General features: G+C 33.2%; 17 protein-coding genes, 1 tRNA gene and 2 pseudogenes. 11 read left to right on the forward strand and 9 right to left on the reverse strand.

Annotated features, from left to right (window positions below; translation table 11 throughout):
• On the forward strand, positions 1-316 hold a 316-nt coding region (locus tag A9G35_RS13345), incomplete at its 5' end, for a hypothetical protein (RefSeq protein WP_218057169.1).
• A 249-nt stretch (positions 317-565) separates the two neighbouring features.
• Here the strand turns inward: A9G35_RS13345 and A9G35_RS01865 are convergent.
• A complete protein-coding gene (locus tag A9G35_RS01865) occupies positions 566-1147 on the reverse strand; it encodes an IMPACT family protein (protein WP_065575328.1) in 582 nt (193 codons plus the stop codon).
• 59 nt (positions 1148-1206) lie between these two features.
• On the opposite strand from A9G35_RS01865, the gene nfi reads away from it, so the two are divergent.
• Together nfi and A9G35_RS01875 are read left to right on the forward strand one after the other, a co-directional pair.
• A complete protein-coding gene (nfi, locus tag A9G35_RS01870; protein WP_442903159.1) occupies positions 1207-1872 on the forward strand; it encodes a deoxyribonuclease V in 666 nt (221 codons plus the stop codon).
• Positions 1862-2608 (forward strand): tRNA1(Val) (adenine(37)-N6)-methyltransferase, encoded by a 747-nt coding sequence (locus A9G35_RS01875; protein WP_065635436.1) that lies wholly within the window; start codon positions 1862-1864, stop codon positions 2606-2608. The genes nfi and A9G35_RS01875 overlap by 11 nt, the downstream gene beginning before the upstream one ends.
• Before the next feature lie 11 nt (positions 2609-2619).
• Here A9G35_RS01875 and A9G35_RS01880 read toward each other — a convergent pair whose 3' ends face one another.
• The 3 genes from A9G35_RS01880 to apt all read right to left on the reverse strand — a co-directional run bounded on the left by A9G35_RS01880 (position 2620) and on the right by apt (position 5676).
• Positions 2620-4029 carry a basic amino acid/polyamine antiporter gene (locus A9G35_RS01880; RefSeq protein WP_065590444.1) on the reverse strand — a complete coding sequence of 470 codons (1410 nt, stop codon included), beginning with the start codon at positions 4027-4029 and terminating at the stop codon, positions 2620-2622.
• Positions 4030-4080: 51 nt separating this feature from the next.
• Positions 4081-4851: a dimethylargininase gene (gene ddaH, locus A9G35_RS01885; protein WP_065635437.1), complete on the reverse strand. Its 771-nt coding sequence runs from the start codon at positions 4849-4851 to the stop codon at positions 4081-4083.
• Between the two features lie 273 nt (positions 4852-5124).
• Positions 5125-5676, reverse strand: coding sequence for an adenine phosphoribosyltransferase (gene apt, locus A9G35_RS01890; protein WP_065609011.1), 552 nt, complete (start codon positions 5674-5676; stop codon positions 5125-5127).
• Between the two features lie 215 nt (positions 5677-5891).
• Here apt and A9G35_RS01895 point away from each other — a divergent pair, with 215 nt between their 5' ends.
• The 4 genes from A9G35_RS01895 (at position 5892) to A9G35_RS01910 (ending at position 9378) form a co-directional block, all read left to right on the forward strand.
• Complete coding sequence (locus tag A9G35_RS01895) at positions 5892-7244, forward strand: vWA domain-containing protein (RefSeq protein ID WP_065635438.1); 1353 nt, start codon at positions 5892-5894, stop codon at positions 7242-7244.
• Positions 7245-7247: 3 nt separating this feature from the next.
• Complete coding sequence (locus tag A9G35_RS01900; RefSeq protein WP_065635439.1) at positions 7248-7487, forward strand: hypothetical protein; 240 nt, start codon at positions 7248-7250, stop codon at positions 7485-7487.
• Between the two features lie 287 nt (positions 7488-7774).
• On the forward strand, positions 7775-8692 hold the full coding sequence (locus A9G35_RS01905) for a sensor histidine kinase (protein WP_141673731.1): 918 nt from the start codon (positions 7775-7777) through the stop codon (positions 8690-8692).
• A gap of 2 nt (positions 8693-8694) precedes the next feature.
• A complete protein-coding gene (locus tag A9G35_RS01910; RefSeq protein WP_065635441.1) occupies positions 8695-9378 on the forward strand; it encodes a response regulator transcription factor in 684 nt (227 codons plus the stop codon).
• Between the two features lie 63 nt (positions 9379-9441).
• Here the strand turns inward: A9G35_RS01910 and A9G35_RS12810 are convergent, their stop codons facing one another.
• The 4 genes and pseudogenes from A9G35_RS12810 to lolB all read right to left on the reverse strand — a co-directional run bounded on the left by A9G35_RS12810 (position 9442) and on the right by lolB (position 11976).
• The gene (locus A9G35_RS12810) at positions 9442-10197 is read right to left on the reverse strand and encodes a methylated-DNA--[protein]-cysteine S-methyltransferase (protein WP_218057170.1); all 756 of its coding nucleotides are present in this window, start codon (positions 10195-10197) and stop codon (positions 9442-9444) included.
• Between the two features lie 144 nt (positions 10198-10341).
• Positions 10342-10482 (reverse strand): annotated as a pseudogene (locus A9G35_RS14040) (Ada metal-binding domain-containing protein); the annotation flags it as partial.
• Between the two features lie 19 nt (positions 10483-10501).
• Positions 10502-11344, reverse strand: a complete 843-nt coding sequence (gene ispE, locus A9G35_RS01920; protein ID WP_065608566.1) for a 4-(cytidine 5'-diphospho)-2-C-methyl-D-erythritol kinase — start codon at positions 11342-11344, stop codon at positions 10502-10504.
• A gap of 11 nt (positions 11345-11355) precedes the next feature.
• Entirely contained in the window at positions 11356-11976 is a 621-nt protein-coding gene (lolB, locus tag A9G35_RS01925; RefSeq protein WP_065635443.1) for a lipoprotein insertase outer membrane protein LolB, read from the reverse strand.
• Between the two features lie 166 nt (positions 11977-12142).
• Between lolB and hemA the strand changes: the two genes are divergently transcribed.
• From hemA to A9G35_RS01945, 4 genes and pseudogenes are all read left to right on the forward strand, one after another.
• Positions 12143-13414, forward strand: coding sequence for a glutamyl-tRNA reductase (hemA, locus tag A9G35_RS01930; protein WP_065635444.1), 1272 nt, complete (start codon positions 12143-12145; stop codon positions 13412-13414).
• Between the two features lie 36 nt (positions 13415-13450).
• Positions 13451-13695: pseudogene (locus tag A9G35_RS01935) on the forward strand (DUF1289 domain-containing protein).
• Between the two features lie 118 nt (positions 13696-13813).
• A complete protein-coding gene (locus tag A9G35_RS01940; protein ID WP_065608570.1) occupies positions 13814-14056 on the forward strand; it encodes a zinc ribbon domain-containing protein in 243 nt (80 codons plus the stop codon).
• A 99-nt stretch (positions 14057-14155) separates the two neighbouring features.
• Positions 14156-14242: transfer RNA gene (locus A9G35_RS01945), tRNA-Leu, on the forward strand.
• Between the two features lie 337 nt (positions 14243-14579).
• Here the strand turns inward: A9G35_RS01945 and A9G35_RS01950 are convergent.
• Positions 14580-20600, reverse strand: a complete 6021-nt coding sequence (locus A9G35_RS01950; protein WP_065635445.1) for an alpha-2-macroglobulin family protein — start codon at positions 20598-20600, stop codon at positions 14580-14582.
• Positions 20601-20738 lie beyond the last annotated feature (138 nt).

Genomic DNA, 20738 nt, shown 5'->3' on the forward strand with positions numbered 1-20738 from the left:
TGTGCCACAGGTTAAGGATCTGACTAACGCTGTTTGTTCTGGTATTGGCTCAGGTCCGAATTGCCAAGGCTCTATCGGCGCTACACCTCCATCAAAAAATAATAATTACCTGCGTACAATAGGTGCTGGATTATTTTCGGAGTGGGGCTTTATGTATCATTACGCTGGTGCGGACTTCGTTGACCAAAACTATTGGACAAGTGACACGACTAGAATAGGGCAGTTTAGTGGTCAGTTTGATGTGGGAGCTAGTAACGGTGATATTTTTTGGTTCAGGACTTCTATTATTAATTATGGTCTTTGCACCACCCCTTAGTTTTTATGACTTAGTTATTAATCTTTATGGTGCTGATGATATTCTGATATTAATAAAGAATAATCAATAAAAGAATAAAATTCCAGTGCGAGGAGGACAGCCAAAATAGCAAAGCCTGAGAGCTTTGCATTTTAATGACTTAAAGTCCAAAAGCACTTTTATTAAAAATTAAACTTGATACAACAAAAGATAATCAATAAAAAAATTAATCTTTTATAAAATAAAATCAATATTCTACCTGAGTGATTCTTATAGTTCAATAATAACTCGTCCACGAGTGATGTCGCTAATATTTTTTTGTAGGAGTTGCAATTTGTCTTTTGTGATAGCGACGTTTACTTTTACACCTTCAGCATCAAACTCTTGATTTTCAACAATGGAATCAAGTTCCTTTAGACGATTTTCGATAATTGGCCATTCGTTATAATAACAGTGAAATTGTAGCGTTATGCGGGCAATGAGTTCAATTAGCTCAGCTTGTTGTAAGCAGTGGCTAGCCGAACCGCCATAGGCACGAATTAATCCTCCAGTACCTAATTTTATGCCACCAAAGTAACGAGTCACTACTACAACCACTTGGTCACAATCTTGTCCTTCAATGGCTGAAAGAATAGGGCGACCTGCTGTACTAGTGGGCTCGCCATCGTCATTAAATCGGTATTGTTGTCCAATCTTCCATGCCCAGCAGTTGTGGGTGGCGTTGAGATCGCTTATTTGATTAATAAAGTCGGTGGCTTGTTCAGCTGATGTGACTGGCGCTGCATTGACAATAAAACGACTTTTTTTGATTTCTTCTGTTAACTCGGTAGGATTTGCTAATGTATATGGCATGCTAATTCTGATAAAATCAATCTATTGGAATAATGATACTGAACAGAATAAAAATGTCTATCAATTTAGAACAATTAATGCAAACACAGCAGGCGTTAGCCAAGCAGGTTAAATGCGATGATGACTTTAATCCGTCAATAAATTACGTTGGCGGTACTGATGTCGGTTTTGAAGATAATGGCAAGATTACTCGATCAGCAATCGTTATTTTGCGCTATCCAACTTTCGAGGTTGTTGAGTATCATATTGCTCGGGTTGAGACAGGGTTTCCTTATATTCCTGGTTATTTGTCTTTTCGGGAATACCCTGCGCTACTTGCCGCTTGGCAACAGGTAACACAGAAGCCAGATTTGTTGTTCGTTGATGGACAAGGTGTTGCTCATCCTCGGCGTTTAGGTATTGCAAGCCATTTAGGTTTGTTGTTAGATATGCCAACAATTGGTGTTGCTAAAAAAAGGCTTTGCGGTCAATACGAAATATTACCTAAGCAAGTAGGTAATGTAACACCTTTACAAGACAAGCAAGAACAGATTGGTTGGGTTTTATGTAGTAAGAATAATTGCAATCCTTTATTTATTTCAACAGGTCACCGAGTAAGTCAAGGTAGTGCCTTAAAATGGGTTAATTTATGCTTGCGGGGCTATCGTTTGCCAGAACCGACTCGCTGGGCTGATGCGATAGCATCTAACAAGCCTTTGTTTAAGAAGTTTATTTATGCAGAATAATTCATTACCGTTAAAAAAAGGTGGCTTTACTTTTAAGCGTTTTTTTGTGGCGCACGATAAAAGTCCAATGAAGGTAACAACCGATAGTTGTTTGTTAGGGGCTTGGGTTCCGATTGATTCGGCTCCGCAAAAGGTACTCGATATTGGCTGTGGTTGTGGTGTAATTGCGTTAATGTTAGCTCAGCGGTTAGAACATGATAACAGCCAAATTGATGCCATCGATATTGATATGCAGGCGGTAGCACAATGTCAGCAAAATAGCCAACAAGCTGGGTTTACTTCGATTAATGCGATTAATGCTGATATTAATCAATTTCAGCCAAGTTATGCGGTGGGCTATGATTTGATTGTGACTAATCCCCCTTATTTTGAATCTGCCGTTGATTGTCGCAATTCCCAAAGACAGTTGGCACGTTATACCGAATGCTTGAACTTTCAACAGCTTATTGACACAGTTAAGCGCTTACTAAAACCGAAAGGGCAATTTTGTTTAGTTTTACCTTATCATTTATCCAATCAGTTTAGGTTATTATGTGAATCTAATCGGTTATATTTACTCCAACTGATGAATGTTAGATATAGTGCAGATAAAGACTTTTCGTTATCATTATTGGCTTTTTCATTTATCCAGGCTAATAAAATTGATGAGCAGCAATTGTGTATGCGAGATGGTGATGGGCGTTATTCTCAAGACTTCAGAAAGCTATTAGCTGACTTTTATTTATTTCGAAAATAACGCCTAACTAATTAATTTGGTGTTATGTAGAAGTGTAAAATAGCGATGATAGCTAATAGGATGATTGCAATAGCGTACACTTTATCATGTAAGTAACTAAATGCTGGCAAAGATCGTTCCTTTCTGGCATAAAGGTAAAAACAGAGTCCCATACTATAAAGTATCATCGACAGTAATAAATAAACTGTGCCACCAGCATAAATCAACCATATGCCATAAAGCGATCCTAAAGCGCCAATCATAATTAAGTAGGCTTTACCTTGTTGAACGGCTAATTTAAAAACAAAGAGAGCCGCCAGTAAATAGGGAATAAGCACCATTGAGGTTGATAATTGGATTAAGGTGTTGTAGCCAGATTGATAGTAGTGGGCAAGGATAATTAATACGGTTATTAAACATGTTGTTAACCATAATGCGTTGGATGGCGTGCCTGCTTTGTTGAGTTTTCCAAAACAACTTGGTACTGTGTGTTGTGTGCCTTGGCCAGCTAAAAATAGCATTTCGGCCGCTAGCATTAACCATGATAGTAATCCACCACTGACTGACACAATTAAACCAATATTAATTAACGTTGCTCCCCAGCTGCCTACTACATGTTCAATGACAAGTGCCATGGAAGGGTTTTTCATTTGAGCAAGTTCTTGTTGTGGCACAATACCAAGCGACAACACTGATACGCAAACAAGTAATAAGCTGGTAATAGCAAAGCCAAAAAAGGTGGCTCGGCTAATGCTGATGATGTTTTTGGCTCTAGCAGCATACACAGTTGCGCTTTCAATCCCTAAGTAGACCCAAACGGTATAGAGCATGGTGTTTTTTACTTGCTCGATAATTGAGCCTAATTGCGGTGTTCCCCAAAAATCTATCTTAAATGTCGATATTTTAAAGGCAAGGCTAACACAAACAATAAATAAACCAATAGGCACGATTTTCGCTAATGTTACTAGGCAATTTAATAAAAAAGCACGATATATTCCTTTTAATACAAAATAGTGCACTATCCATAAAAATATGATAGCCGTAATAACGGCAGGTAATGTAGTACCATGACCAAAGAAGCTCAAGCAATCAAAAGATCCTAATGCACTAAATAAAATCACTAGGTAGCTGGTGCACGACATCCATGCTGATATCCAGTAGCCCCACGCTGCATTAAAGCCGATATAATCGCCAAAACCTTCACGCACATAGCCATATAATCCATCATTGATTTTGTAAAATCGAATCGATAAATACTGAAATATCCGTGTTAGCATTAACATGCCAAATAGGGTTATTATCCATGCAATTAAAATAGCGCCAGAGCCCGAACTTTCGGCCATGTTTTGTGGTAGGCTGAAAATACCGCTGCCTACAATACTGCCAACCACTAACAGTGTGAGTGGCAGGATGCCTAGCTTTTTTCTTACCGATGTATTCATGTTGTTGTCTTATTATGTGGTTTAGTACGGTTAATATTTAATATAGATCGATTAAAATCTTAGTGACATGCAACTTACGCCACCATCAATCTTTTGATATTCCGATGTATCAACTTCAATAACTTGATAACCAAGTTTTTCTATTTTTGCTTTTGTTGTTGGATAGCCCATCGGCATTATTACGTGACCATTAACCCAAATACAGTTGGCAGCATAACTTTCTTGTTCGGGAATTTCGATAATATTAAAGCGTTGAAACTCTGGTTTAGTTATAAATTCGCCTGCTGCTAATAGGTTATTGTTTTCTAAATAAGCTAAACCTGTTTTTAGATGTAATACTTTTTCAAGCTTAACTACCGAACCAGTTAATCCGTACTTCTCTAAAATAGCTATCATTTGGTTAGCACCAGCTTGGTTGGTTCGAGCAGATAAGCCAATATAGTAGTGGTTTTCAACCATCATTATATCGCCAGCTTCAACGGTACCTGGTGCGGTGATTCGCTCAACTTTATTGGGATAAAATCGTTCAATGGTGTCTGATATAATTTCGGTTTCTGCTCGGCGACTTTCTGCTCCAGGCCTTGTAATAATTGCACAATATGGGGTACAAAGCACAGCGTCTTCAACAAAGACTGAATCAGGAAAACGTTCGTCGGGTGGTAAAATAGTGATATCAACATCGCACTGTTGTAATGCTCGAATGTAATTATTGTGCTGATCTAAGGCTTTTTGATAATTTGGTTTGCCTAAGTTGGATGATGTTAAACCATTAATTAGTGATTTAGCTGGTGTTCTTGCAATAATATGGTTAAATTTTTTCATTCTATCTATTTCCTTTTGTTTTAAATAATTATGCTTTATTTGTGAATAATAATTCACATTTATGGCTTTATCAAGATGTAAAGTGTATTTTTATTCGTTTTTTGGAGGTTTTGTTGGTTTTTTATCTTGATTTATTTAGCTGAATTTAGATAGAGTGGTGGTACATATCTATTTTTTATGCAATGAAAATGACTAACTTATTTTATTTTAGAAAGGAAAAGAGATAAAAGTATTCAAAATAAAAAAAGGCACTAATTGTGCCCTTAATAGTAATTATTCGCCGTCAAAATTAACTAAAGTAAAGCAATCAATTCCCATATCCGTTAACTTTGTTTTTCCACCTAAATCTGGTAAGTTGATTACAAATGCGGCGTTTTCGGCAATGCCACCAGCTTTACGAATTAAATTCGCTGTTGCAGCAATTGTTCCACCTGTAGCAAGTAAATCATCAATAATTAATACTCGTTCACCTGGTTTAATGGCATCAGTGTGAATTTCTAACGTATCTGTCCCGTACTCAAGCTGATATTCTTCTTTAAATACGTGGCGCGGTAACTTATTGGGTTTTCTTACTGGTACAAAACCAATATTTAATGCTAATGCAATTGGAGCTGCAAAGATAAATCCACGCGCTTCGGTGCCAACCACTTTATCTATTTTTTTATCTTTATAGTGATCGATTAATAGCTCAACCGATGTGCGAAATGCAACAGGATCTTCAAGCAGACTAGTAATATCACGAAATAAAATCCCTTTTTTAGGGTAATTTGGTATGGTGATAATACTATTTTTAATAAGTGCAAGTTTTTCTTGTAATTGAGTCATATTAAATGTTCTCTATATCATTTCTATGAGAATGGACAATTTTTTATTATATACTCTCGCCATTTGGAATGGCAATAAACAAAAGTCAATATCGGCATAAATTAAAGTTCTTAACTTGTTTTTTTACATTTTTTTACAAATAAATACAATATTCAGACAGTTTATTTTATAAAAAGCAGATAATTGAATAAACTTCATATAAAAAAGGAAATAACATGAAATTTATTAAATCACTTATTTTTATTGGAATTTCTGCCTTGAGCTTTTTGGGGAATGCTAAAACAAATAATCAAATACAGGTTCGTTCAGAATTGGCATCGCCTATTATCTTAGAAAACTCAGAAGAAAAGAATTATTTAAAAGTGTCGTTAACTGGAATTGAGTTTGACTCATCTAAGCGTGTACCGATTAATTTAGCTTTGGTCATTGATCGTTCTGGTTCTATGTCTGGTGACCGTATTGAAAAAGCAAGAGAAGCGGCTATTCTTGCGGTTAATATGCTTAATAATGAAGATATGTTATCAATTGTTGCTTATGATTCTGATGCTAAAGTTATTTTGCCATCTTCTAAAGTTACTAATAAACAAAAAATTATAAGATTGATTAATAAACACATTGTTGCTGGTGGCGGTACAGCATTATTTGCTGGTTTAAGTAAAGGTATTAATCAAGTTGAAAAGCAACTAACTAAAGATAAAGTTAATCGAATTATTTTGTTATCTGATGGACAAGCTAACATTGGACCTTCTTCGGTTGGCGAACTTTCAGAGTTAGCCATTATTGCAGCTAAAAAGAATATTGCTATTACTACGTTAGGTATTGGTAGTGATTATAATGAGCAGTTAATGTCTTCGATTGCAAGTTATAGTGATGGTAATCATGTATTTATTGATGATACAGCAAAGCTTGAAAATGTATTTGTGCGTGAATTTAAAGATGTTATGTCTGCTGTTGCGCAAGATGTAATTATTACTATTCATTTGAAAGAAGGTGTTAAGCCTGTGCGTTTACTTGGTCGTGATGGTGTGATTAAAGATAATCAAGTCACAGTTAAAATGAATCAGTTGTATTCAAATCAAGAAAAGTATCTATTATTAGAAGTTATCCCAGAAAAAGGTAAAGTAGGGCAAAATAAAACACTCGCCAAAATTGATTTGCAATATAATAATTTATTAGAAAATAAAACCGAAAATGAAACCCAAGTCGTTAAAATTGCTTATACTGATAATCAAGATGTAGTTAATAAAGCCATTGTTCATGAAGTCGTTGCCGAATCAGAAATACAAAAAGTTGCACTTGAAAATGAAAAAGCTTTAAAACTTTATAATGAAGGTAAATTAGAAAAAGCAAGACAGTTATTGCAAGAAAATAGTAAAAAGCTTAGAGATCGAGCAGAAATGTTAAGCGAACGCGAGCCAGAAGTAAGTAGTAGATTAAAAGAACAAATGGATAAAAATAATATAATGGCTGATGCAATTCTTACCGATGATGAGAACACTTATCGTAAAAAAGTGACTGAAAAACAGTATGAATCTAAGCAAAATATGAAAAGTGTGATAAAAAAATAACTTATGAAAAAATTAACAGCGATTTTGTCTTTTTTTATATTAATAGTTGCTTTTAGCTATTTAGGTTGGCGAACTATTGAGCATGAGATCTTAATGCGCCAAACTAATCAGAAGCTATTAGCACAAAGTCAAATGAAGAATATAAAATCATCAATTGAATCGCTGTTAAATCAACGAGCTGTTTATTTTAATAGTTTGGCTCAGTTTTTACATAGCGATCAAACTGATATTGATGTTTTTTAGCATCACAAACCGATATTAAAAATATCTTTAAGATCAAACATAATAAAATTGTTTATTTTAGCAATAAAACCGATCTGCAATGGAGCAATATTGTTGAATCAATTGAATACGATAGTTCAATTTTAGTTAATCATCATTCTCAATCTGAGCAATTTCAACCTAAATTTGGTTGGTATCAATTCTATGATCATCTTATTTATTGGGTAATTGAATCAGACACGATAATTGGTTTTGAGCTTTCAACCATTAATTTTTCGTTAAATGTGATTTGTTTATTTGACGATCAAATGTTAGCTGATAATTTTGTGTTATTAGATCACGATAAACAGATTTATGTTAATGGTGAACAATTGGCCGATAGTATCACTATTACGCTAGATTATCCATTACAGAATTGGAAATTAATTTATTATTATCAATCGCCTAAATTATTAGTATTGTATTTACTTGGTGGTGGGGTTATTGGTTTATTTATCATTGCTATTAGTTTTATTGTTTTGTATTGCTATCGTGAATATACTCGAACATTACGATTAGCAAAACAACAAGTTAGCTTTGTTGGTCAGGTTTCACACGAGTTTAAAACACCTTTAACCAATATCACACTTTATGCTGAACTATTACAAGAAAAACTGATAGATGAGCCCGTGCCAATTTCAGATTATTTAGAGGTAATAACAAGTGAAAGCAAGCGATTGACAAGATTAGTACAAAATGTGCTTAATTTTAATAAGCCAGCCAAGCTGAATATTAAACCAGTCAATTTAACACACCTAGTTGAACGAGTTTATACTACTTTTAAACCTGTGTTAGCAAAGAAATCTTTACAACTTAATTTAATTATTAATTGTGATAAAAATTGCATGATTAATACCGATGAAGATAGTGTGTTACAAATTGTTAATAATTTTTTAAGTAATGCCGAAAAATATGCTGCAAGAGGTAAAAAAGTTGATTTGTTACTCAATAAAAATGACAAACAAACAATCATTACAGTTCGAGATTATGGTATCGGCATACCGAATCATTTAATCAGGCAGATTTTTAAACCATTTTATCGTATCAATTCATCAATAATAGAAGGTATTGCTGGTACAGGTATTGGACTTACCATTGCTAACCAATTAGCACAGCAATTGAATGGCACCATTCAGGTTGTAAATGAAAACCCTGGCGTAGCCTTTTCGTTAATTATTATGGAGTAAAAATGAAGATTTTAATTGCTGAAGATGATTTATATATCCGTAAAGGTATGACCGATCTTTTAGAACAAGAAGGCTATTCAATTATTCAAGCACCTAATGGTAAAGTTGCTCTAGAATTATTTGAGCAAAATCAACCTGATTTTATTATTTTAGATATTATGATGCCTGAACTTGATGGTTACAGCGTTTGTCGTGAAATACGTAAAATAAATGATGATGTGCCAATTTTATTTTTATCAGCAAAAGATGAAGAAATTGATCGCGTAATAGGGCTTGAACTAGGTGCTGATGATTATATGAGTAAACCATTTGGTGTACATGAGCTAAGAGCAAGAATTAAAGCTATAGCTAAACGTTATTTAAAATCACAACAATCCAATCCAAAAGTTGATGATTCTTTTGTTTTTGGTGATTTGCTGGTTTATCCAATTGAGTTATGCGCTAAACGTAGGGAACAAACTATTGAGCTTTCGTTACGAGAAATAAAGATACTGGAATGTTTTTATAAAAATAAAAATAACGTGGTTACCCGTGATATGCTGTTTGATTACGCTTGGGGCTATGATTATATGCCAAACAGCCGAACACTAGATCAACATATTTCGAAATTACGCAAACAAATCGAAATTGATCCCTTAAATCCAGTTTTGATCAAAACAGTTTATGGTGTAGGGTATAGGCATTAATCGTACTTTTGATAATAAAAAACTTTATTTTGTATTAGTCTAATTTGTGTTGAGAGAATACTTTTAGTTTTTATCTGAATATTTTTTTTCGTGTTCAATTAGCCAACGTTTTCGTTCTAATCCTCCGCCATATCCCATTAATTCACCATTTGAGCCAATGACTCGGTGGCAAGGTATGATAATTGCAATTCGATTAAATCCATTTGCGTTTGCAACTGAGCGGATAGCATGTGGATTATTGATGTTTTCTGCTTGCTCTTTATAGGTAGTTAGTTTTCCATAAGGGATTTGTTTTAAACTGTCCCAAACAGTTCGCTGAAAATCTGTTCCAGGAGTATGTAATTTAACTGCAAAATATTTTCTTATTCCTTGAAAATATTCATCAATTTCATTTTTAGTTTGAACAATATGGCTATTTTCTCCAAAAATAATTTTTGTATTAAGTTGTGTTTGTAATTGTTTAAATTCTGTTTCTAACATTCGACGATCCACGAATTCTAATAGGCAAATACCTTGATTAGTGGCGAAAATAAACATTGGTCCCAATGGTGTAGTTAGGCGATTAACCAAAATAATTTCGTTATTAGTATTTTGAGATGGGGCATTTTTCATTATTTTTTTGTAAGTGTATCCAAAACCACTTAATGACTCATATCCTGTATCATAAGCGGTATTAATGACATTTTTACCAATTTTAAGCTCTTGAAAGGCATTATTTATTCGATACATCCTTTGATAGGCTTGGAAGGTAATACCATAATTTTTTTTGAACCAGCGTCTGATCGTTTCGGGGCTTATTTGATGCTCTTTTAATATCATATCGGATATTTTTGTTTTAGGATTTTGGGTAATTAATGCGATAGCTTTAATGACTTCTGATGGTGCTGCGTTAGAATTTTCAGTTGGTTTGCAAATTTTACAAGGACGATATCCAGCATCAAGAGCTTCTTTGAAAGTGCTAAAAAATTCTACATTTTCATATTTTGGTTTCTTTGCCCGACAAGTTGCAATACAAAATACCGAAGTTGTTTTAACTCCAGCATAGAATGTGGTTATATTTAATATATAAATATTGACGTAATAAAACCTTAACCATTTAATGATTGTTGATTAAGGTTTTTGTTTAATTTGTGAATAAAGGAGAGGTGTTTAACGATTTTGCGACAAAACTATTAACTGATAGTGCTGCATTAAGTTTGCCTTGAATGGCTAATGCTTGTTGCTTTGATTCACATTGGGTAAAAACACATGCACCAGTTCCTGTTAATCGAGTTATACCATATTGGGAAAGGTAAGTAATTATTTTATCTATTGTTGGATAACGTTTCCTAACTACTTCCTCACAATCATTTTTTAATTCGTTAAACTTCAATGAAAGTAAATCAGTAATGCTTTGAGCTGGCGTATTGCGAGTTAGCTCAGGAGCATTAAATATTTCGACTGTTGATATTTCAATATTAGGGCAAGTGACTAAATACCAATATTCAGGAATATCTACAGGGTGAAATTGATCGCCAATTCCTTCGGCAAAAGCCGCATGACCATAAATAAAAATAGGGACATCGGCACCAATTTTTCGTCCTATATCCATTAGTATTTCGGTTGATAAATTAAGTTGCCATAGCTGATTAAGTGCTACTAATACTGTTGCAGCATTAGATGAGGCTCCTCCTAATCCACCACCCATAGGAATTTTTTTATCAATTGTAATATCTACACCTAAATCATTACGGTTGGTATAGGATTTCAATTGTTCAGCAGCAACAACAATTAAGTTTTTATTAACGGGTACATTTGTAAAATCGGTTAATAAGTTAATTTTATTATCTTGACGAACATTAAAGATTAGGATGTCGCAATAATCAATAAATTGAAATAACGTTTGCAAATTATGATAATTGTCAGAACGGCGTCCAATGATATAAAGGAATAAATTTAATTTAGCAGGTGATAACCACTGTTTCATACTATTATCCTTTATCGTAAAATCCAGTCACTAATTTTTAAGCGAACAACTTCGTCATCATGCGTAAGCTCTATAGTTGCAGGTAAATCTATCTTTTTGTTTTGATAAGTATAAGTAGAGTAACTTGGAATTTTTAATGTCCATTTATTGTTATTTTGTATAAAGACAGTTGAAAGTAATCTTCCTGAACTATCTAACTTGTCAGTATTGATGTTGTCTGAAAATCCTTTTAACCAATTATGCAAAGAATTAAGTGGAATATTTATATTGGATATCTTTTTCATAAGATTTTCAACATTGGTATCTTGGTAATTTCTACCGTCTTTATCAACCAGTTGGGCATAATTAGGTTCGGCGTTTAATGTTAAAATATTGCTACCAATGGGGGAGGTTAATTTAACTTGGTAGTTATCAGTTGATTGTTGAGCTATTAAAAATCGTCCATAATTACGAGATTTATCACTTATGTAAGCTATACTACCTTTAACTTGGAATGTGTTTATTTGTTTTAGATTTTGTTGGCGGATTTGCCACTGCTGTTCAATCGAAGTGTTGTTTTGAGATTTTGTTATTTGGCAAGCGGTGATAAGTAAAGGTAATATGAAAACAAATATATATTTGATTTTAGACATAAAATAACTCTTAGTTGTTAGTGTTTGTGTCAATAAGTGCAGTATTATAACTGATAATTTACTGAATAAGAAAAAGAACCTTTACTGTTTTTTATGTATAATATGGAAGTTTAAGAACTGTTAATAAAATAATATATCTAATAACCTTCAAAAAAGAAGTGATGCAATGTCTATTACAATTTTTGGTGTTAATCATAAAACAGCGCCAGTTGCTTTAAGGGAAAGGCTTGCTTTTCCTAATGAGATTGTCGATAAAGCACTATACAGCTTATACCAACATCCTTTAGTTGATGGGTGTGTTATTTTGTCTACCTGCAATAGAACAGAAATTTATCTTAGTTATGAGCATCAAACTGACTATCTAAGATTAAAACAATCTGTAGAAAGTTGGTTAGGACAATTTCATCATCTTGATGTTGATCTATACCAAGATTCATTTTATTGGTATGACGGTCAACAAGCTGTTGAACATTTGATGTCGGTAGCAAGTGGTTTAGATTCTATGATCATTGGTGAGCCACAAATTCTAGGGCAAGTTAAGCAAGCATATAGTTTTGCTCAAGAACAAAATTGCTTATCTGTTCAATTAAAAAAACTATTTCAAAAAGTATTTCATGTGGCGAAAATTGTCCGTAGTGAAACCAATATTGGCACTAATACAGCATCTGTCGCTTATGCTGCTTGTTCAGTTGCTCGCCATCTTTTTAGTGATACCTCTAATTTAAATATTATGCTTGTTGGCGCAGGTGAAACAATAGAGCTTATTTCACGTTACTTAAAGCCGCATGGATTTAATCAAGTTATTATTGCCAATCGAACCCGTGAAAAGGCATTAAAACTTGCGGTTGATATTGATGCAGAAATCATTTCATTACCTGATATCGCTAATCGACTTAAAGATGTTGATATTGTGATCAGCTCAACAGCGAGTCCTTTACCTATTATAGGTAAAGGCATGGTTGAGCGCACTTTACGAGCTAGAAATCATCGTAAAATGCTGTTTATTGATTTAGCTGTTCCTCGCGATGTCGAGGAAGAGGTTAGTCAACTCAATAATGTGCATCTTTATACTATTGATGACTTACAAAAAACGGTTGAAAGTAATTTAGAACAAAGAGCTATTGCCGCTAAAGAAGCGCAATATCTTATTCAAGAACAAGCTGAACTTTTCATTGATTGGCTTAAGACTAGACATGCAGTTGCTTATGTTAAGCAGTATCGTAGTAATGCAGAAAGTATCAAACGTGAGTTACAAATAAAAGCCTTAAATGCCATCAGGCAGGGCGCTAACATTGACGATGTTTTTGCTGAGTTTTCACACCGCTTAACCAATAAATTAATCCACGCACCGACTCAAACATTACTTCATGCAGCTACACATGATTGTGATGACTGTTTTAAAGTATTAAGTAAAGGGTTAGGATTAAAAGAACATTAGTCAATATGTCGTTTTGCTTAGGAAACGAGGAATAAATTGGATCAGATTGAATTTTTTGATATTCCAAGCCCGTGTAAACGAGTTTGTGTAACTGATAAACAAGGCTATTGTATTGCTTGTTATCGCTCAAGAGAAGAAAGATTTAGTTGGTTAACCTTGAGTGATAGCCAAAAGCAAAATGTAAACAACGGGCATTAAAACGCCGTTATCTATTATCAAAACAGCAACGACAACAACAAGAATTAAATCCAGTAACACCTCAATTCGATCTTAATTTCTAAATCTATTTATCTATTTTTAATATATATTGTAATCTTGTTTAACTCAGAGTAGGATTTTTATACATATAAAGATGGCAATTATTTAGTCACCTTTTTTAATATTATTGGAATTTAAAATATGAAAATGTGTATTGCATGTGGCATGCCAATGACTGCTATTGCTGATTATCCATTGCTCGATATGTCTAAAAACTATTGTAAACATTGTGCTCATAAAGATGGCAGAATGAAAACATTTGATGAAAAATGGCATGAAGTTACATTACAATATGCTCAAAATCACAATGTTGATAATGCAGTAGCTAAACAAACTGCTTATATAATCCTTAAAAAATTACCTGCCTGGAAAAGGAAGGATTAGACGTTTTTTTAGGCAGATAAATTGCTTTATGAATAATATCTGTTGCAGATATTGCAAAGCTTAGTATAATGCCAACGTTTACTTATTTGCACTTCAAATGCCAGTGTGGCGAAATTGGTAGACGCAGCGGATTCAAAATCCGCCGCCCTTAAAAGCGTGTCGGTTCGAGTCCGACCACTGGCACCAAGTCACAAAGAACACCAGCTTAAAGCTGTTTTTTTTATGTCTAAAGTCTTATCAAAACTTAACCTGTCAACTTATCACTAGTCTTAAGTTAAAATTCATAAAAACATGTCAACTACCAAATGAATAGGTAAGCCGAAAGCGTGGTTCTGATTAAATTCAGTTTCAGTAATTATTATCTTTTTTATGATATTTTTCCTATTCATTATGATCTTTATAGTATAACTGTTTGTTATTTTAAACTTAATTACAGGAGTTAGTCGTATTATTTAGGGAAATTTGACAAATATAAAAAACGGGCTGTAAGCCCGTTTCAGTGATTGATTAACTGTACAAACAGCTATTGTTGTGGGAAGATACTTATCTTTTGCCCACCTTTTGATACGGCTTGAATATCACGATCATACATTGCTTCACCAAATGCAGGCGGAATGCTATAGGTTCCTATATTGGTTGCTTTTATTTGATAGGTGAATTCTTGTATTTTATTATTATAAGTTGAACCATAAATAATAACACGATCTTCACGTACATCTGTATATTCAGGATACCAAGTGTGTTTTCCTGTTTTTATACTAATTGGAGAAACCCAGCCATAATTTTCATCATAATCATCTTCTTCATAGTCATCATATTCTTCATCATCTTGAATATATTCATCATAATTTTTTTCCTGAGATTCTATTGGTTGTTGTACTACTTCAAAACCACCTGGTAGTAAATCAACAATAGCAATATTAGTTGCACCTTCATCTGCTAGTGCTCGTATTCTAACAGTTACGTTAATTTTATCGCCAAGTTTGACTTGTTCAACAGGTTTGCCACTAAGATCAGTAAATTCACGGTATACTTCAAGCCCCCGTTTAATTGGTTCTTTAGGTGGAGTTTTGTCATATCCTTGTTCAGAAATCATATACCAAGCAGGAAAGTTTGATTTATTAGTTATATTTAATTGTGCATCTTGAACACTAAATTTTCCTTTAGCTAAAATTCCATTTAAATTTGCAATAATCCTCTGTTTTTCTGAATCTTTGGGTATTGCATTAATTTCAAGAGTATCATTAGATAAATTTGATTTATCAATACTTAATGAATAACTACTTAAAGCTAATATTGTCATTGCAGCTGATTGAGTAGTATATTTTTGTTTATTAAGCATGATAACCATATTTTCTAGTGCTTGAGCAGGAATTTCCGCTGCTTTTTCTGGAAAATGTTTGCTAATTAAATAGATTTTTCCTGCATCAACAACCAGTGGGTCATAATAGTTGTTGGTCCACCAAGCATGATTGTATGCAGTTTCTAACTGTTGCCAAACTGGTTTAATTAATTTATTTGCTTCTTTATCCATCTTTAACATTTTATAAGATGAAGCTAAATACATTGCGGTTATATCTTTTTTCCATGAATCATCTTTTCGATTGAGATTACTAATGGTAGAGGCTAAATAGCTTGTTGTAACTTGATTTTGCCTTGTTAATAAGTAGATAGCATAAGCACGGACTCTTAAACCATAAGTACTAGTATTATTAGATTCAGCAATTGTTTGTAAATATTTATTAGCACTATCAAGCATTTTTTTAGGAACTTTATAGCCCATTTCTTTGGCTTCAAGCATAAAGTTTACTGCATACAATGTAATAAATGGATTAACATTGTAAGTTGAATACCATAAACCAATTGCACCTTCACTATTTTGGCGAGATTGCAGCACTTGGAATAGTTCTGATAATGGTGCTATTCCTTCTTTTGAGGCCAGATCAAATTCCTTATATTTACTAGCGATCAAAATAGGAATCGCGCGACTAACAATCTGTTCAGAGCAATAGTGAGGGTAATCCTGTAAATAGGTACTTAGTCCTTTACTTAATATAAATGGTGAATAAGACACAGCTGCTTCACGTTTACTTAAGTTACTATACATGTCTCTAAAATCAGTAAATGTTTGTTTATGATCTGCCATTCTTCCCATTCTGGTAATTAATCTGTATTCAGTTAATGGTCTTATTGAAAGGCTAACATCACGTGTGATTGTTATATCATTATAGTTGGCTGAAAAGTGAAGATCGTTATTACCAAGTTTGTCGGTTGCCTTAAAGTTAAATTTTAAAACTCCAGTTTTGCCGTTAGCTAATTCAATAGCTTTACTACTGTCACCTATAATTGATAGGTTAGGTGAGGTTGAAACCTTAATATCGATCGGAACGATTTTATCTCCAATATTTTCAATCAGGTTAGTTACATTGAGTGAAACTTCAAATTCATCATCTGGTGCAGCAAAATATGGGGCATTAGGTTGTAAAACAATATCATTATGTACGGTTGTTGACATCTGAGTATGTCCCATTGTTTTATCACCGACCGATACAGCCATGATACGAATTTTGCCATTAAAATAATCAGGTACTTTATATTCAATGGTATTATCGCCATCGACATCGATAATACCTGACCAATAAGCTACTGGTTCATCTATTTTCCGTTTAAATGGATTTAAATGATTTGATAAGACATCATCATTATCACCATCACCACCAGGTGCTGAAGCTGTTATTAAATGTCGAAATTCTGGCAATATAAGATCTAAAATTTGCGAAGTTCTTACAGATAGTGCTTTTTTGCGTAAGAAGCTATTTAATGGATCTTTCAGTTTATAATTTGAGACTTGCAAAATTCCTTCGTCTACGGCAAATACAACTGCTTTTTGTGGCGTATTTGTGTGTATTGTAATTGGTAGTGTATCTCCTGGTTTTATTAGTGATGGTGCTTGTAATACGATTTTATCGTTAAATTGATCATTTGAAATTTTGAAAGGTATAACACCGTAACTAAGTGGACTCATAAAAATTTCATCTGAATTTGGATCACGAATAAATTGGACATTAATATAACCATTACCACCAATGTCTTTTGGTAGGGTTATTTTTTGTATTGAGCTTGTTGTATCTGTGTGGAACCACTTCCAAGCATACACTTTGTCGCGCTCAATAGTAATAATACCACTACCTACATACGGTGCAGTGATTGAAACTTCGATTTCATCACCTGGATTATATTGTGCATCTTTAATCTTTAATGTTAATTCTGCATTACGATCTAAATCACGAGTAATATTAGCTGTACCCACAATAGAGTATTTACTTTGGTAAAGTAACTCATCGTTTTTATTTCTGATTTGGATAATATAATTACCTGGATTTTTGCTATCTAATTCGTATGTTGTTTTTTCCGAACTAATCTCAAATGGTTGTTCTGACAGTACCGATTCTTTACGGCGTGATTCATATTTATAAACTCCTGAAGGCTGTTTGACTAATACCGATAGATATTTTTCTTCAATTAAAACAAGTTTTAGATCAGATAACTCTATTTTTTCTAGGGCAGGATTAATAGCTATAAAATCAATATGACGAACTGAATCTTTATTAATGTATCTTAAATTACCATCAGCTTTTGCACCGACCAAATAATCATCTGGTGATACAAAGGTGCTTGCTGTTGCAGCAACACTTCGACCGCTATCCGGTTCAAAAACATCGGTTAACATTCTTAATGTATAGTTGCCTTCAAAGCTTTGCATATTGTCATTAAGATCTATTTTTACTATACCATTTTCATCTGTTGTTTCTTCATTTAATTCAACTTTAAAACTATTTCTTACACCAGAAATGTTTTGATAAAAATAGTAGTCCTCATATTTTTTAAAATAAGGAGTTGAAGGTTCAAGAATCAATGTATTTGTTACTCGGCGATTAGCTGCATCGGTACCAAATAAATTTTTGGCCTTAATTTCAGCCTGAATATTTTCTGGTTTTAACCATCCATCTTTTATTTCTGGTAATAATTTAAGCGATACCGCTGTTTTATCTGGCTCAAATTCACGAACCACAATCGAACTAGAACCTAACAGTACCCGAGACTCTTCATCATCATTTTTCAAATATAAATTAATATACCAATCACCAGTAGGGGACTCATAGTTGGTTTTATAGTTAAGCTCATTAAAGCCTGATTTATTTAGTACAATTGGTTTTTTTAGTACTAAATTGGATTTTGGATCATAAATTTCTGCTTCTACAGTGATCCCTTCCAATGAATTTTCCCAATTTTGAGCTCGAACTATGGTGCCAATATGGAATGTATCACCTGGACGGTAAATCCCTCGATCTGAAAAAATATGTGAACGCAATTCACCGCCTTCTATGGTTTCACGAATTCCACCTATATCAAAACGAGATAGATTTAAATTTCTTTCATAACTTTTGATCGGTAAAAATGATAGATCACTTCCTTTTTCAACAATATATAAAAGAGGTTTAATTCCTTGATAATATTCAGATAATGGTGCAAAGTGGACATGACCTTTACTATCAGTTTTTTGTGAAGCAATAGTGACTCCATTCATTCCTAATACTGAAACTTTAGCATTGCTAATTGGTTGACCTGAGCTTATCGATTGAATAAATAGATCATTGGATTGATCGAGTGATTTTTTAGCTATAATTCCCAAATCAGTTACAACAATAAAGCGAGAAGCCATAAACTCATATTTAGTATCTTTTTTATCTTTTCCATAAAGTCTTAATAAGAAGACACCTCGATTTTTATTCCCATTTGTGTTAGCTGTTAAGTAACGAGTTAAATCGACATTTGTGTATTTAACTTCTTCAGGAGCTCCAGTAAAATCTTTAGTTATGCTATATTTTTCAACAAAATGATCATTATCTAATTCGCCAAAATTCATATCGTTAAATTCATAGCTTTCATTAAATGCTACTAAATGTTGAAGCTGTGAAGGGATAACGCGATCTATTTCTAACTTCATTTGCTCTACATTGCGCGATACTATAGGTAGTTTTTTCTCGCCTGATAAAGATAATAATGACCCAGGCGCAGCAAATTCAAGATAAGTTGGGTAACTAGGAACTGTTAATATTGTCTGATAATCTTGTTTTAAAAAATACCCCTCTTGAGAAGATAAAGGTTGGTTAACTTCAATATATACCTTTGAGTTTTGTTCAGTTTTAAATTCAAAGCTAATTTGATTCTGATAAGCAAGTTCAGTATCAATTGGTTTCATTGATATTGGAGTTGCTTTTTCGAGTATTTCTGGCGTTACATTGTATTTTGTTTCGTATCTACCAGAAGATCCATTGTAATAGCTTTCACTATAAGAACCATTTTTATTTGCAGGTAATTGCCAAACTTTGATTGCTTTCGATACATCTTCAGATCTTACGGCATGACTTAATGATAAAACTAATACCTGCTGTATTTTTTCATTACTTTTTTCAACCAATGTAAGCTCTGTTCTTGTAACACTTAAATGATATTTATCTGGTACAGTTACACTATTAGTTATATCATAATTTATTGAGTTACCACCTAAAGTTGATCTAACCCCTTTGTTAATTGTTATTTTTAAATAACCTTCTTTATCAAGTAAGGGAATAGGTGCGCTCTTTATATATGCGATTTTGTCATTATCACCATAGGTTATAGTAAAATCGACATGGTTTAAGAATTCATCATAGTTTTTTTCGTATGAATTGTCAGATTTCTTCTCTTTTTCATAAAGCGATAAAACAATGTTTTTTTCAAAGCTTTGCCTATCAACAGGATGACTAAATCTGATTGTATTTATGACGTTCCTAATATTTGTTTCTGTAGGGTTGGAATAAAGCTCACCTCGATTTTTGAAATTATATTCAAAATCAGGAGAAATAAAGGAAAAGGTTGCACTATTTTTTTCTAGTTCGCTATTTTTAGCCAATAATTTTGACTTATCCAATACGACTGTATATTCAATACCAAGTGGCCACTTTCTCTCTTTTGGTGTGAATTTTATTGTTGAATCATTTGACCATGTCCATTTTCCCTCAATGTTTGGTGAAATACTAATACCTTCTGCTATTTCATCTTTATTGATTGATTCTAGGGGAATTGGTGGGCGTTTAGCACCGGTGAATTGGATATATATTATATCGTTACTTGTACTTGGTGGGACTAATTTAGCTGAATAGGTATTTATTACTATAGGAGCAGGTTCAATCGGTTTTGGACGATTTAAATACCAATGATAGGCGTAATTACCGGAAAAGTAAGCAATAAAGCCCAAAATAATAATTGCACCAATTGAAGTTTTTATTTTTTTTAATGTAGAACCTATTGCATAGTAAAATCTTTTTGCTTTGGGTAGCCAGTCTGGTGTTGACCATTTTATATCACCGATAATTGGACTAAATAACCAAAAAAATCCTTTTGCAAAGATTAATAAAAAAAACAGAAAATAACTGACTATTTCCCAAGCCTTTTGCAAAATATAGAAAGGCAGTTGCAAGATTAATTTTAGTAATCCCATTATATATTCCTTTTCCTTATATAAAAACTCAAAAATCAAATTTTTTTTATTATGTTTTATATTTCAATACGCACACTTTTCAAAATATCGACAATCTTTTTATCGTTTATTTTTTATAGTGAATATTATTTTAAAATC

It is taken from the genome of Gilliamella sp. Choc5-1 (genome assembly GCF_001690595.1).
Classification (GTDB): domain Bacteria; phylum Pseudomonadota; class Gammaproteobacteria; order Enterobacterales; family Orbaceae; genus Gilliamella; species Gilliamella apicola_M.